Here is a 13,770-nt window from a genome sequence, read left to right as displayed (position 1 = left end):
TGTTCATTCATTAGAAACTACTACTTTTTTAAGCCTAGTATTTCCCCTTTACACAAAAAATCCCCACCAACTGTGAGGATTTTGACTAAAACATAAAGAATATTTTTTGAATTACAATAAAAAGTCCGTTTTTAATAAAATTCAACATAAATATTGCTACAATCGGAGAAATATCAATCATACCGATAGTTGGAATAAATTTTCTGAAAATCCCTAAATACGGCTCACATACTTTTTCTAAAAAACGGCCAATTGCTGAACTTTGAGCAGCAGGTACCCAAGACATTAAAACATATGCAACTAGCATAAATGAATACACAGTAAATGCTAAATCCACATAATGCAAAATGATATATAAAGTCATATAAACTACAATCCTCGCTATTAATTATCGTCTAAAATAAAATTGGAAATTTCGCCAGACACTTCTACATTATCTGGTGTGCATAAGAAAATATCTTTGCCTATACGTTGAATGTCTCCACCAAGTGCATAGACTGTACCACTTAAAAAGTCGATGATTCTTATACCTTGTTCTCGTTCGATACGTTGTAGATTAACAATCGTTGCACGTTTGTTCTTTAAGTTTTCTGCGATATCTTGTGCCTCTGCATAAACTCTCGGTTCTACTAATACAACTTTCGCACCCTTTGTATTCATAGCTGCTTGTAAACTGACAATATTATTATTGGCAGCTGTACTTTGCGGTACAATTTCATGAATCTGTGCTTTACGTTCCTTAATGACCTTTTTAGGTTTAGCTGCATGAATCGGTTGTTGCTGTACGGGTTGTTGCTGTTGAATAGGAGCTTGCGTGATTTCTTCTTCTAATTCTTCTTCAAGATAAAAGAAGTTTTTAATTTTATTTTTCATGCTCATCCTGTTCCCCTCTTTCATTTCCAACAAGAGCCGTTCCGACTCGAACGAATGTAGCTCCTTCCTCTACCGCTATTTCAAAGTCATTAGACATGCCCATTGATAACTCGGTACAAGGCGCGTGTGCGAATCCTCGTTCGGCTATTTGCTGTTGACATTGTTTTAATTGCTTAAAAACAGAGCGAATAATTGTTTCGTCCTCTGTATTTGGTGCCATTGTCATTAGACCTACAACTTGAATTTTCGTAAAGTTTTGTAAAGATTCAATAAATGTAACTGCGTCATCAATCGTTAAACCATGCTTTGATTGTTCACCTGACACATTAACTTGTACAAAACATTTTACAGGTTTTGTTGCTCTTTTTTCAATCTCTTCAGCTAAACTTAAACGATCTAATGAATGTAAGTAATCAATTTCATTAATAACTTGTTTTACTTTTCGAGTTTGTAATGATCCAATATAATGCCAGTGTACATTTGCTTGAATGGCTTCAATTTTTTGCTTTAAGCCCTCAGGACGATTTTCACCTAAATGTATAAGCCCTGCATCAATTGCTTCTTGTGTTCGTTCAACGGAAACCTCTTTCGTTACAGCAATAATTTGTACGTTAGTTGCTTTACGATTTGAGCGTTGTTGTGCTACTTGTATTTGACTATTAATTTTGTCTAAATTTGTTAAGATCTTCGTCACTGTTTTTCCCAACTTTACAACTTAGTTTCCTTTATTGTAACAAGCAACTCTTGATTTATCAATGAATAGCCTGACCTATTAATACTGATACATTCACGTTGCTTAAACGACATGAGGGGCTACAGTCTTACTGTTCAAAAAATAGAAGCAAGCCACACAGATGCTATGATTCTACGATAATGCCTTTACTAGAATGACATCCTTTCCTACAACAAGAACATCCTTCATATGGACTTTTCTAATCGACTCTTCTCCTCTAAAAAAACCTAGATACTTTCTCGGCTCCGCAATCATAAACGCAGTTACATAGCCAGTTTCTTTCGATACCTCTGCATCTACGACAAAGCCTAAAAAACGTCCATTGCCTGCTTCTATTACTTCTTTTTGCTGTAACATTGAGAAACGCATTTGTATCCCTCCTAGTAAATCAATACCACTCATACCAGTGTCAATTTTTATTTAAGCTACAACTTGCATTGTTACATGCTAACTTGCTGCTACACAAAGCAACATCCTCACATTATTGTTCTTTATTAGCTTTAATAAAATCTATGACATGTACCATCGTTTTATTTTAAATGAAGATAAAATGCGCACCGAAAGTTTCGGGTGCGCATTGTCTACTCACTTATAATCTTTCTGCATCGTTTCAATGGCATTTTTTTCAAGACGTGAAATTTGCGCTTGGGAAATCCCTAATTCTTTGGCAATTTCAGTTTGTGTCTCACCATAATAAAAACGCTTTGCTACAATCATTTGCTGACGTACATCTAATTTTTGCAAGCTTTCCTTCACCGACACGTAGGCAACCCATTGATCTTCCGATACATCATCATCACGTAATTGGTCCATCATATAAACAGCGTCTCCACCGTCTGCATAAATAGGCTCTTGTAATGAAACTGGGTCTTGAATGGCATCTAAAGCAAATAATACATCTTCCTTTTTCATGTCAATCATTTCAGCAATTTCTTCAATCGTTGGTTCTCGCAAATTATCGGTTATCCATTGTTCTTTTGCCTGCATCGCCTTATACGCAATATCTCTAAGAGAACGAGAAACACGTAGTGCATGATGATCACGCAGATGGCGACGAATTTCACCAATGATCATTGGTACAGCATATGTTGAAAATCTTACATTATGCTTTAAATCGAAATGATCAATGGCTTTCATGAGGCCAATACAGCCTACCTGAAATAAATCATCTGCCTGTTCACCCCTATAGGCAAATCGTCCGACAATACTTAGCACTAACCTTAAATTGCACATTACAAGCTCTTCCCGAATCTCAGTTTCTCCTGCTTGTAATCGAATGAAGAGTTCCTTCATTTCTTCGTGCTTTAAAATTGGCAAAGTCGATGTATCTAAGCCGCAAAGATCTACTTTTGTTCGCATATTCGATTCCTCCGGATGTTATTCTCTGACTAAACCGTTACATCAGTTTGTCCGACAGAATCGAGAATATGCAGAAAAAGCGTGACCAATTTTAGGTAGGATAAATTTCCCTATCTAAGAAATTGGCTGATTTAAATTTTCTCGTAAATCTTGAATAATTTTCTTTTCTAGCCTAGAAATATATGATTGCGAAATACCTAAATGATCGGCTACTTCTTTTTGTGTCATTTCAATTTTACCGTTTAAACCGAACCGACATTCCATAATATATCTTTCACGTGCACCTAATAAATTAATGGCATGGAACATATGTTGACGTTCAATTTTCTTTTCAACATTATCTAAAATAATATGTTCCTCTGTGCCTAAAATATCAGACAATAGTAATTCATTTCCGTCAGCATCAGAATTTAGTGGCTCATCTAGTGAAACTTCACCCTTCATGCGACTCGTTTTACGTAAATGCATCAAAATTTCATTTTCAATACAACGTGATGCGTACGTGGCAAGTTTAATATTTTTATCTGTATTGAACGTTTCAATCGCCTTTATTAAGCCAATCGAACCAATACTAATTAAATCTTCAATCGGCGTACCCGTATTATCAAAACGTCTAGCAATATAAACAACAAGACGTAAATTACGTTCAATAAGTGTATCTCTAGCTCGTAAATCTCCGTTCATAAAGGATGCAATGACTGTGACTTCTTCTTCTCGACTTAGTGGCACTGGCAATGAATCATTTCCCCCTATATAGTACGTTTCACGACTCCGAAACTTACCCCATAATTTTTTCAAGCTAGCAAGTAGCCTAAGAAGCAATAGTTCTCCCCCTCTATGAGTTATTTGAAAGCGCTGAAAAATGTAAAATTGCTGCTGTGCTATGTGGAAAATTTTTAGCTTTTTTCGTTAACACGATATATTCATTTGTTTTCACTTGTGATGACTCCCCTTTTATATGCCATTCATCAAAGCGAAAACCTAAAACTACTGTTTGTTGCTGTACAGTATTAACATGAATAAATCGAATAAGACGCTGATAATCTACTGAAAACATTGATACATCGTAAGGATCTGTTTCTTGCCACTGCATTAATGCTTCACGAATTGTCGCTGGTAAATAAGGCCGTAGCGCTGCATAGGAAACAAAATGGACAGGTTTTCCCGATAACGGCTCGATACATTGATTGCCTGTATCTACAAATGCCGAAAGTGGAATTTCTTTGTCAAAAACCTTCAAGATTGTTTGAAATACAAATTGTCCACTTACTCTCTCCAACTTAACAAAGCCCCATTGCTTATAAAAAATGATTAAATTACCAACTGCGAGCAATAAGCAAATCACAATAAAATGCATGACAGAAAGATTCTTTAAATACGGTTGTAATGCTGTTAACAGTCCACCGATAACAATCGTAGCTGTCAGGACAATCGGTCCTTGCTTTTGAAAGCTTCGAAGCTTAAAGCGAAAGGCTAGACCGATTAGTACAATGAAACTTAGCACAATCGTAAGCAGCGTTTGACCACCAATTACAGCTATTAAACTACTAATTATTGAACTCATTAATAATCTCGTATTCTTTACAAAAACGCCTGTAACTTTTGCTGTAAACGTCAGTATTGCTAGATTATAAAGCGTATTAATGAGCACCAGCCATTCTCCATACATAACAGCCGCCTCCTACTTACAAAGTTAGCATGCCAGCGCTACAAATATTGTCAAACAATCGCATGATTTCCTAAAAATGTTTTGACAAAAAACATCGTTTCCTTACACAAAAAGTGCCAGTCACGCAAACAATTCAGAATTGTTTGCGTGACTGGCACTTAAAAAACTCGTATTTTACATGATGTAAAATACGAGTTTTGATTATCCACGATTTTTGCGGTTACGTAAAAATGCAGGGACTTCTAACATATCATCTTGTGCATAATTTTGATGATTTTGACGCGGTTGTTCTTGTTGTACATGAACTTCTTGACGTTGCTCACGAATAGGCGCTTGTTGTTGTTGAGCAGCTTGTCGATTATTATTAATGCTCGGACGCACATTTCCTCTGTGTTGTTGTAATGCCTCTTCAGAGAAGCCTGTTGCAATCACCGTAACAATGATTTCGTCTTTTAAATTTTCATTAATAACCGAACCGAAGATCATATTCACTTCTTCATCTGAAGCCGATGCCACAATATCTGCCGCTTCTTGTACTTCAAATAAGCTAAGGTTAGAACCACCTGTAATGTTCATCAGTACACCTTTAGCGCCATCAATAGATGATTCAAGTAATGGACTTGAAATTGCTTTTTTAGCAGCTTCTGCTGCACGATTTTCACCTGTCGCAATACCAATACCCATTAACGCAGAACCTTTGTTAGACATAATTGTTTTTACGTCCGCAAAGTCTAGGTTGATAAGACCTGGTGTTGCAATTAAATCCGAAATACCTTGTACACCTTGACGTAAAACGTTATCCGCTTCACGGAAAGCTTCCAACATCGGAGTCGATTTGTCGACAATTTGTAAGAGCTTGTCGTTTGGAATAACGATCAATGTATCTACGGCTTCTTTCATGCCTCCGATACCACCGATTGCCTGTGTTTGTCGTTTGCGTCCTTCAAAAGTAAACGGTCGTGTTACGACACCAACAGTTAAAGCGCCTAAATCGCGGGCAATTTGTGCGATAACTGGTGCAGCACCAGTACCTGTGCCACCGCCCATTCCGGCTGTAACGAATACCATATCCGCTCCGCGTAATACTTCTTCTAATTGCTCACGGCTTTCTTCTGCCGCCTTCTTCCCTACTTCTGGATTAGCTCCTGCTCCTAAGCCACGTGTAAGCTTTGTACCGATTTGTAGCTTAATTTCAGCTTTCGATAAATTTAAAGCCTGTGCATCCGTGTTTACAGCGATGAAGTCAACGCCTTGTACACCATGCTCTATCATTCGGTTAACAGCGTTGTTACCGCCACCACCCACACCAATGACTTTTATAACTGCAAGTTGATCGACACTTGTATCAAATTCTAACATTCTTTTTTCCTCCCACGGTAACTCGACTCTGTATCATTCATTACGCATTCAAGTTAATCAAAAAATTTATCAAATAATTTTTTTGCTCTACCGATTACGCTTCCTTTTGATTCTGAAGGTGCAGCATATTCTTGCTTTTTAGATGCAGGCGCTTGTGCACCGACAACCGCATATTCAATAGGCTGCGTATTCGTACCTTTTCCGTAAAAATCATCTTCTAAATAGGCGTAACGAATCAGTCCAACTGCCGTCGTAAATGAAGGCTCTCTAACGCCAATATAATCTGGAGTATATATTCTAACACGCGTTTGCAGTATTTGGCGTGCTAATTGAGCAATACCATCTAGCTTTGCAACACCACCTGTTAAAACAACACCGCCTGGCAAATCGCGAACGCCTAAACGTGCTAACTCATCAATTACTAGTTCAAATAGTTCTTCTAATCTTGCACCAATAATTTCAGAAATATAGCGTTGGCTGTACTGGTCCCTAGAATCTGTACCTACAACTGGCACTTCAAACAGTTCATCGTCTGAAGCATCATCGTAAAAGGCATGTCCAAATTGGTGTTTTATTTGCTCCGCTTGATCTGTCGGTGTTTTTAAAACAATTGAAATGTCTTTTGTAATATGATCGCCACCTACCGGAATAACACCAGTATGTGTCAGTAGCCCTTCTTCAAATACTGCAATAGTCGTTGAGCCACCACCCAATTCAATAAATGCTGTACCTTGGTTTTTCTCATCTTCCGTTAATGCAAAAAAACCAGCAGCTAGTGGTTGTAAATATATTTCTCTAATGCTTAATCCTGCTTTCTCTACGCAACGAAGTACATTGTGTAACAACGTTTTAGAGGTCGTAATCATTGTCGCGTCCATTTCGAGACGAATACCTATCATACCTCGTGGATCTTTAATTTCATCTAAATTATCTACTATAAACTGTCTAGGAATGATGTTGACTAATTCACGTTCAGGAGGTATTGACATGACTTGTGCAGATTCTACCACTCTGTCTAAATCATCATCTGTAATTTCTCTATTTTCACTATTTACAGCGACAACACCTTTAACTAGTTGTAACATCGTCTGGTTCGCTGGAACGCCTAAAACGACTTCGTCGATTTGATAACCAGTCATCCGCTCTGCTTGTTCTACTGCTTTTCGAATAGACTGAACTGTTGCATCAATATCAACAATCGCACCTTTTCGAACACCATTCGATTTTACATTACCGACCCCAATTACATGTAATTGTCCGTCGCTCATTTCACCTATTAATACTTTGATAGAGGAAGATCCTATATCGAGTGATATATACAATTCCTGCTGATTCAATTCGCTGCACCTCCTTGAAAATGCTCTTAATTTCATTCTATTGTAAATCTTGCATAATGTCTAAGCAAATCGAGTATTTTGGTCAATTTTTCTCTCATTCTATGGAAGTTTTCTTCTTGTTGTGACGTTTTTCATCTAACCGAGTTAGTAAAATACGCCTAATGATTGCTATATTTTGGAACAAACGTACTCCAAAAGCGAAAATGGCTGCTAAATATAAGTCTACACCTAAATTCACACCTAAAAATGCCAGTCCCGCCGCAAGAACTATATTAAAAAAGAAACCTGATACAAATACTTTATCGTCATATACATGCTGTAATTGAGCTCGTATACCGCCAAATAACGTGTCTAAAGCAGCCAGCACTGCTATAGACAAATAATTTTCATAAATAGAGGGGATTTGGATATTTGTTAACAAGCCTAGTGCTAGTCCCAACACCAAACCTAGAAATGGTAGCCACATAGTTTATTCTCCTTTTTTGACTTCTGTTAAATAATCATTCGTCAACGGCTGATCGTATGCCGGTATGGTTACCAATTCAGTCGGCTCCTCTATTACTAAATTAAAATTATCTAAATAAAATGAATCGATAAATGTGGAAGCTTGAATGGAATTATACATTTTTTGAGCTGCTTTAAATGTCGTTGTCCCAACATAAATTTCGAATGGCGGCGAAGAAAGTGCTACACTGTTCACCGTTGTTTTCCCGTTTATGTCCCTAATAGCTGTGGTATGAACAATACGATTTCCATCAATTGCAACACTAGCAGCATCATATTTAAATAATTCATTCAGTAATTGGGTAAGTAAGTCTGGAGAAATCTCTTTTATTTCATACCCCATTGCTACTAATTCTGGGGCTGGCTCCACTCGAAGTATCACCCCAGGACCTGTTATATCCGTAAGACCTGCCTGTTGCTTTAAACGATTTACTGTCTCATTTAAAACACCTTGTAAATTAGTTTTTTCAGATTGCTCATAGCGACCCACTACCTCATTGAGTGAGCGAATATCTGCTAATAATGTGGAATGCCTTTTCTTTTCTTCTGCTAATTCCTCTCGTATGGCCCAAATATCTCGTGTATCTCGCTCAGCTGGTTTTTGAATGGTATTGTATTGTACCGCTATCATCAAACCGATAATAAATAGCACGATCGTTATTCGGGTGTACATATTTTTTTTCAAAATAGCCCCTCCTAGACGCATCGCAAACAATTACTCCTTGATATCATCAAATTTAGACTTTGCATTCCATAAATACAAATCATTATCTAGGACATCCACAGGAGGCTTAACATAACTTTCAGCCCATGTTCATACATAGAATCGCTGTAGTTAACTTTCTACTTTTACATTAGGCATCATTAACTTTTGATTTTCTTCTAAGGACACCACAATGTTGTCATTTAACAATTGATCTACTACACCACCACTTAAGTTCAATGAAGCGCGGAGTGTCCCTGAATCCCCAATAGCCTCGATGACAAATGGAGCTGGGTGTTGCTTGCCGTCAATTGTAATAACAGGACCATTACATCTAATGTAAGAATTCGCCATGACCCGTTGTCCATTAATGGCAATCGCTTGTGCCCCAGAAATTTTTAATTCATTTAGCAACTTAAAAACATGACTTTCGTGGACGATATAATCATTAGGGTTTGCAGATTTAGGATCGTAATCACCATCTTGAAGCGTAATACGTATACCCTTTCCTTCTGAATTTAAATCACCTAATAGTAAGCGTAAATCTTCTGCTTCTTGAACTAATTTCTTAGAGTCCTTTTCATTTGATGCAAATTTCTTTTCATAGTGCCGAATTTTTTCTTGTAACAAGTTGGCTTCTTCTGTTAGTTCTTTATTGCGCTCTTGTTGTTCAATGAGCTCCTCACGATATGAATCTTCTTGTTCAAATAGCTCTGATTTAATGGCGCTAGTTTGGCGATTGTCTTTCGCTTGGTTGTAAGAATAGCCGATGATAAACCCTGTTGTTATGCAAACGATGAGCAGCTCAAATTGTTTCCTCGTAAAGAAGTTCCCTTTGCTATTCTGTTTCTTGTTGTTCATCTTCATTCACTTCCTGATTGGCCACTTTTCCATCAGGGTTGTCCTCCATATCAATGTTCACTTTGTTGTACTCATCATTAAAGGGCCGGTAATAAGAGCCGACTTCTATGTCGATAACACCCTTTTCTAAATCTGCAATTTGCGCAACAATGGATGGATAATAATTTAGCTTTTCAGCTAATGTTGGTATCACTGCACGTACTTCATAGCCGTCATTCATATAAAGCTTGACCGCATTAGGATTGGCCTCATTACTGTTAGTATTGACTTGTGAGATTAAAGCTAAAACTTCAGGTTTTAATCGGGCTAATTGCTCTACAAGCTTGTTAATTGTTTTTTCCCCCGTTATGCCAATAAAAACGGGCGCATCAATGGGGATATTGTCACCAGCTTGCTCGAATTTTTTACCATTCTCTAATAATGGATAATAGGTTCCATCACCCGCTAGATACGCAACTTTTTTCCATTCCTTAATATCAATCGTTACGCCTCTCAGCCATTTACGCTTTACTTGTACCTCTTGCACCCATTTGTCCTTCAATATAGCCTGCTCTACATCTTTAACCGTAAAACCCCACATCGACTTTCCTGGTGCAAGTGTACTAGCATCTAAATAATATTGTTCGTCAGCTAGTTTAGCACCGTTCACCGTAATGTTTTTAATATCACTGTAAGGAGATTGAAAATAAAGGAGTACAGCTAGCACCAAAAAGAAAAGTAATATTAGGACTATGAATTTACGATTTGTACGCTTTTTTCGTCGCAGTTTTAGCGTAGGTATGCGATCTTCTATATCAATTACTTTCTCCATAAAAGTACTCCTCCTTTATATTTATTTCGCTAATTGATAAATAATACCTATTATTAACCACATTGTTACTAAAGATGTTCCACCATAGCTAATAAAAGGTAATGTGACACCGGTTACAGGAACCAAACCGATAACTACTGCAATATTTAAAAATGCCTGCACCGTTAACATTGTCACAAGTCCAATAATGGCGTAATAGGATGTTCTTGATTTAGCCTGTACTGCAAATTTATAACCAGCGTAAATTGTCAACACAAACAGCGCTAAAATAACAAGTCCACCTACTAAACCGATTTCTTCTAAAATAATGGCATAAATAAAATCATTTTGTGGTTCAGGTAAATACAAAAACTTTTGTCTACTTTGGCCAAAGCCATGTCCAAAAATCCCTGCTGGACCAATTGCCATTAACGATTGTACAGCCTGAAATCCACTGACTAAAGGGTCGGCCCATGGATCAAGAAACGCTTCAATTCGTTTAAGTCGATACGGTGCCGTTGCAATCAATCCTACTAATCCAGCAACTCCCGCTACCATAATCATTGCATAAAGTTTTAACGGATACCCTGCCACAAATAACAGTAAAAAAACAGAGACAACGAGTATAAAAACAGAGCCAAAATCGGGCTGAAGCATAATCAGCGCAACCGGTATTATTACTATAACGGCATGACGCCAATTTACTACTGGTGTTCCGGTTTTATGTTGCGCCAAGATATGACTCATGTAAACAAGAACGGTAATTTTCGTTAGTTCAGCAGGTTGTATTGTTAATGGTCCTACACCAATCCAACTTTGTGAACCATTTCGCTCAAGACCAATCCCTGGTATAAGAACAAGGACAAGTAAAACCAACGAAAATAGATAAGCCATCTTCCAAAAGGATTGCTCTTTCAAGATTTCTAATCGAACCGTGATCAAAAACACGACAATGCCTACCCCAAAATACAAACTTTGTTTCATATAAAACGGCATTTTTCCACTATAATGAACGGCACTCCAATAGGTACCTGCAGAATAGACGAAAATAATGCCGATTACTGATAGCATCAAAGTTGTGACGAGCAATAAATAGCTTTCTTTCCCTCTCAGTAATGCCATCCTTCCACGTCAAGTATATTCTAAAATAGTTACAGGCTCATTACAGCTTCATTACAGCATCAATAAAAACATCCCCGCGGATTTCAAAGCTGTCATATTGATCCCAACTTGCACATGCAGGTGATAGTAAAATAACATCTCCTTCTGCAGACATTGGTGCGGCATAATGTACCGCATCTTCTACATTTTGAGCAATGACCGTTTGTGGAACACCACAAGACTTAGCAAATTCTACAAAGCGTAAGCCCGTTTCACCGAATGCTACTACACCTTTGACATGCCCCATGCAAGGTCGTAACTCTTCAAAAGAATGTCCACGGTCTAAACCACCCGCTAGCAAAATAACGGGTGCTTGGAATGCATCTAGCGCACTTTTCGTAGCTAGACAATTAGTTGCTTTAGAATCATTGTAAATTTTTCGACCATTCCACTCACGGACAAATTGGGTACGGTGACGAACACCTCCAAATTTAGCTAAAACTTCTTCCATTTTAGCTTTTTCGCAGCCAATCAATATACAAGCTGCTACCGCCGCTAAAATATTTTCTAAATTATGTTTACCCGGCAACGCAATACTCGCTCTGTCCATAAACGGTTCACCTTGCCAATAGATTGTTGTATCATCAGCGCTAATCCCTTGCTCAGTACGTCCCTTCGAAGAAAACGGCACTTTCTGTGCATTGGATTTTGCAGCATAGCCTACAACAATCGGCTGATCCGCATTGAAAATGAAATAATCTGTTTCATCTTGATTGCGTGTTACGCCAAATTTTGCTTCAGCATAGTTATCAAACGTACCGTGATAATCAAGGTGTGCATCATAAAGATTTGTTAATATAGAAATTTTTGGTTTAAATGTTTTAGTGCCCATCAGTTGGAAAGACGAAAGCTCTGTCACAATGACATTATCTTCTTGTGCTTCTTTTGCCACACCACAAGCTACTGTCCCAATATTACCTGCGATTAATGGCTTCTTCGCACCATTTTCCAGCATTTCGAATATTAATGTCGTCGTTGTCGTTTTACCATTAGAACCTGTAATACCGATAAATGGTGCATCACTAATTAAATAGGCAAGCTCTATTTCTGTCCATACAGGAATTTCACGTTTTATCGCATCTGCTACGATATTATTGCTGTAAGGGATACCTGGATTTTTAACGACTATTTCAAAGCCTTCATCCAGTAAATCCTCTGGATGACGACCACAAATAACGGTAATTCCTTTTTGCAATAGACCTTGTGCATCAGGGCTTTCATCAAACGGCTTAGAATCATTGACTGTCACAAAGGCGCCAAGCTCATGTAAAATCTCCGCTGCTGCAACACCACTTTTAGCTAGGCCTAAAACAAGGACTTTTTTATGTTGTAAATCTGTATACTCTCTCATTAGAACGCCTCCGATAAGACTGCAATCAATGCTACTGCTAAAGCAGTTGACCAAAAGACAAGTACAACTTTCCATTCTGACCAACCTGATAATTCAAAATGATGGTGGATAGGACTCATCTTAAAAATACGTTTTTTGCGAATTTTAAAGCTACCCACCTGCAAAATGACAGATAGTGTTTCAATCACAAACACTAATCCAACTAAGACAAGTAAAAACTCTTCTTTAACTAAGACAGATACCATCGCTAATGCACCACCGAGTGCAAGTGAACCAGTATCCCCCATAAATACCTTTGCAGGGTTTGCATTGAATAGTAAAAACCCTAACAAAGCACCTGTTACCGCAAATGTAAATAAAGCGATATCAGCTTGATCTTGGAATAGTGCAATAACACCGAATGCCGCAAAAGCAATAGATGCTGTACCTGCCACAAGCCCGTCTAGACCATCCGTTAGGTTGACAGCATTAGAAAAACCAACTAACCAGAAAATTAAAAACGCTACATAAAAAATACCAAGATCAATTGTCCAGTCTGTAAAAGGAATAGCTAACGTTGTATCAAAAGAACTTGCGTGTAATAAGAAGTATGCAAGTATTGCAATGACAATTTGCCCTATTAACTTTTGAATAGATGTTAACCCTAGATTGCGTTTAAAGATAACCTTCAAGCCGTCATCTAAAAAGCCAATCAAGCCAAAGCCTACGAGCACAAGTAAAAGGACCACGGTTTGTGAGGTGAATAAATCTAAAAAGCTACCAATGCCAACTGTTGTAAGGATGATGGCGATTAAAAAGATAATGCCTCCCATCGTTGGTGTACCTGCTTTTTTCATGTGCGATTTTGGTCCTTCTTCACGAATACTTTGCCCAAACTTCAATCGACGAAGAAGTGGAATACTAATTGGTGCCAAGATAACTGTTACTATAAAAGCAATAGCTAAAATGGTAAGCGTTGTTGCGAGTTTCATTGAAAAATCTCCTTTAAATCTTGTTTCACTTTCTTCTTCACGAAAAAAGTACAAACTCTCATATAATTATTACTACCCTTCATAATAATAGTGGTTCTT

16 protein-coding genes are annotated in these 13,770 nt (G+C 37.7%); all 16 read right to left on the bottom strand.

All coding sequences use genetic code 11. From position 1 onward, the window contains the following. Positions 1-85: 85 nt before the first annotated feature. The 16 genes from MHH88_RS04690 to mraY all read right to left on the bottom strand — a co-directional run bounded on the left by MHH88_RS04690 (position 86) and on the right by mraY (position 13,671). Positions 86-364, bottom strand: coding sequence for a YggT family protein (locus MHH88_RS04690; protein WP_024362128.1), 279 nt, complete (start codon positions 362-364; stop codon positions 86-88). A 20-nt stretch (positions 365-384) separates the two neighbouring features. Further along, a complete protein-coding gene (locus MHH88_RS04685; RefSeq protein ID WP_069510245.1) occupies positions 385-879 on the bottom strand; it encodes a cell division protein SepF in 495 nt (164 codons plus the stop codon). Beyond that, entirely contained in the window at positions 863-1,567 is a 705-nt protein-coding gene (locus tag MHH88_RS04680) for a YggS family pyridoxal phosphate-dependent enzyme (protein ID WP_339261701.1), read from the bottom strand. Before MHH88_RS04680 ends, MHH88_RS04685 begins: the two co-directional genes overlap by 17 nt. Positions 1,568-1,738: 171 nt before the next feature. Beyond that, positions 1,739-1,975: a YlmC/YmxH family sporulation protein gene (locus tag MHH88_RS04675; protein ID WP_024362131.1), complete on the bottom strand. Its 237-nt coding sequence runs from the start codon at positions 1,973-1,975 to the stop codon at positions 1,739-1,741. 216 nt (positions 1,976-2,191) lie between these two features. Next, positions 2,192-2,965: an RNA polymerase sporulation sigma factor SigG gene (sigG, locus tag MHH88_RS04670; protein WP_024362132.1), complete on the bottom strand. Its 774-nt coding sequence runs from the start codon at positions 2,963-2,965 to the stop codon at positions 2,192-2,194. 114 nt (positions 2,966-3,079) lie between these two features. Next, a complete protein-coding gene (sigE, locus tag MHH88_RS04665) occupies positions 3,080-3,787 on the bottom strand; it encodes an RNA polymerase sporulation sigma factor SigE (protein ID WP_024362133.1) in 708 nt (235 codons plus the stop codon). 13 nt (positions 3,788-3,800) lie between these two features. Beyond that, the gene (locus MHH88_RS04660) at positions 3,801-4,634 is read right to left on the bottom strand and encodes a sigma-E processing peptidase SpoIIGA (RefSeq protein ID WP_103977323.1); all 834 of its coding nucleotides are present in this window, start codon (positions 4,632-4,634) and stop codon (positions 3,801-3,803) included. A gap of 201 nt (positions 4,635-4,835) precedes the next feature. Further along, positions 4,836-5,993, bottom strand: a complete 1,158-nt coding sequence (ftsZ, locus tag MHH88_RS04655) for a cell division protein FtsZ (protein WP_339261700.1) — start codon at positions 5,991-5,993, stop codon at positions 4,836-4,838. Between the two features lie 53 nt (positions 5,994-6,046). After that, positions 6,047-7,330 (bottom strand): cell division protein FtsA, encoded by a 1,284-nt coding sequence (ftsA, locus tag MHH88_RS04650; RefSeq protein WP_024362136.1) that lies wholly within the window; start codon positions 7,328-7,330, stop codon positions 6,047-6,049. 94 nt (positions 7,331-7,424) lie between these two features. After that, positions 7,425-7,796: a small basic family protein gene (locus tag MHH88_RS04645; protein WP_069510250.1), complete on the bottom strand. Its 372-nt coding sequence runs from the start codon at positions 7,794-7,796 to the stop codon at positions 7,425-7,427. Positions 7,797-7,799: 3 nt separating this feature from the next. Then, positions 7,800-8,519 carry a DUF881 domain-containing protein gene (locus MHH88_RS04640; protein ID WP_103977324.1) on the bottom strand — a complete coding sequence of 240 codons (720 nt, stop codon included), beginning with the start codon at positions 8,517-8,519 and terminating at the stop codon, positions 7,800-7,802. Between the two features lie 150 nt (positions 8,520-8,669). Beyond that, positions 8,670-9,398, bottom strand: a complete 729-nt coding sequence (locus MHH88_RS04635) for a DUF881 domain-containing protein (RefSeq protein ID WP_339261699.1) — start codon at positions 9,396-9,398, stop codon at positions 8,670-8,672. Beyond that, complete coding sequence (locus tag MHH88_RS04630) at positions 9,376-10,209, bottom strand: FtsQ-type POTRA domain-containing protein (protein ID WP_024362140.1); 834 nt, start codon at positions 10,207-10,209, stop codon at positions 9,376-9,378. Before MHH88_RS04630 ends, MHH88_RS04635 begins: the two co-directional genes overlap by 23 nt. Positions 10,210-10,230: 21 nt before the next feature. Continuing rightward, complete coding sequence (gene ftsW / locus MHH88_RS04625) at positions 10,231-11,310, bottom strand: putative lipid II flippase FtsW (protein ID WP_339261698.1); 1,080 nt, start codon at positions 11,308-11,310, stop codon at positions 10,231-10,233. Positions 11,311-11,350: 40 nt separating this feature from the next. Beyond that, a complete protein-coding gene (gene murD / locus MHH88_RS04620; RefSeq protein ID WP_339261697.1) occupies positions 11,351-12,700 on the bottom strand; it encodes a UDP-N-acetylmuramoyl-L-alanine--D-glutamate ligase in 1,350 nt (449 codons plus the stop codon). Then, the gene (mraY, locus tag MHH88_RS04615) at positions 12,700-13,671 is read right to left on the bottom strand and encodes a phospho-N-acetylmuramoyl-pentapeptide-transferase (RefSeq protein WP_024362143.1); all 972 of its coding nucleotides are present in this window, start codon (positions 13,669-13,671) and stop codon (positions 12,700-12,702) included. The genes murD and mraY overlap by 1 nt, the downstream gene beginning before the upstream one ends. Positions 13,672-13,770 lie beyond the last annotated feature (99 nt).

The sequence above is a fragment of the Lysinibacillus sp. FSL K6-3209 genome (genome assembly GCF_037976175.1).
Taxonomy (GTDB): domain Bacteria; phylum Bacillota; class Bacilli; order Bacillales_A; family Planococcaceae; genus Lysinibacillus; species Lysinibacillus sphaericus_D.
Note: the sequence above shows the minus strand (reverse complement) of the source record. Positions and strands in the feature narration are given on the sequence as shown.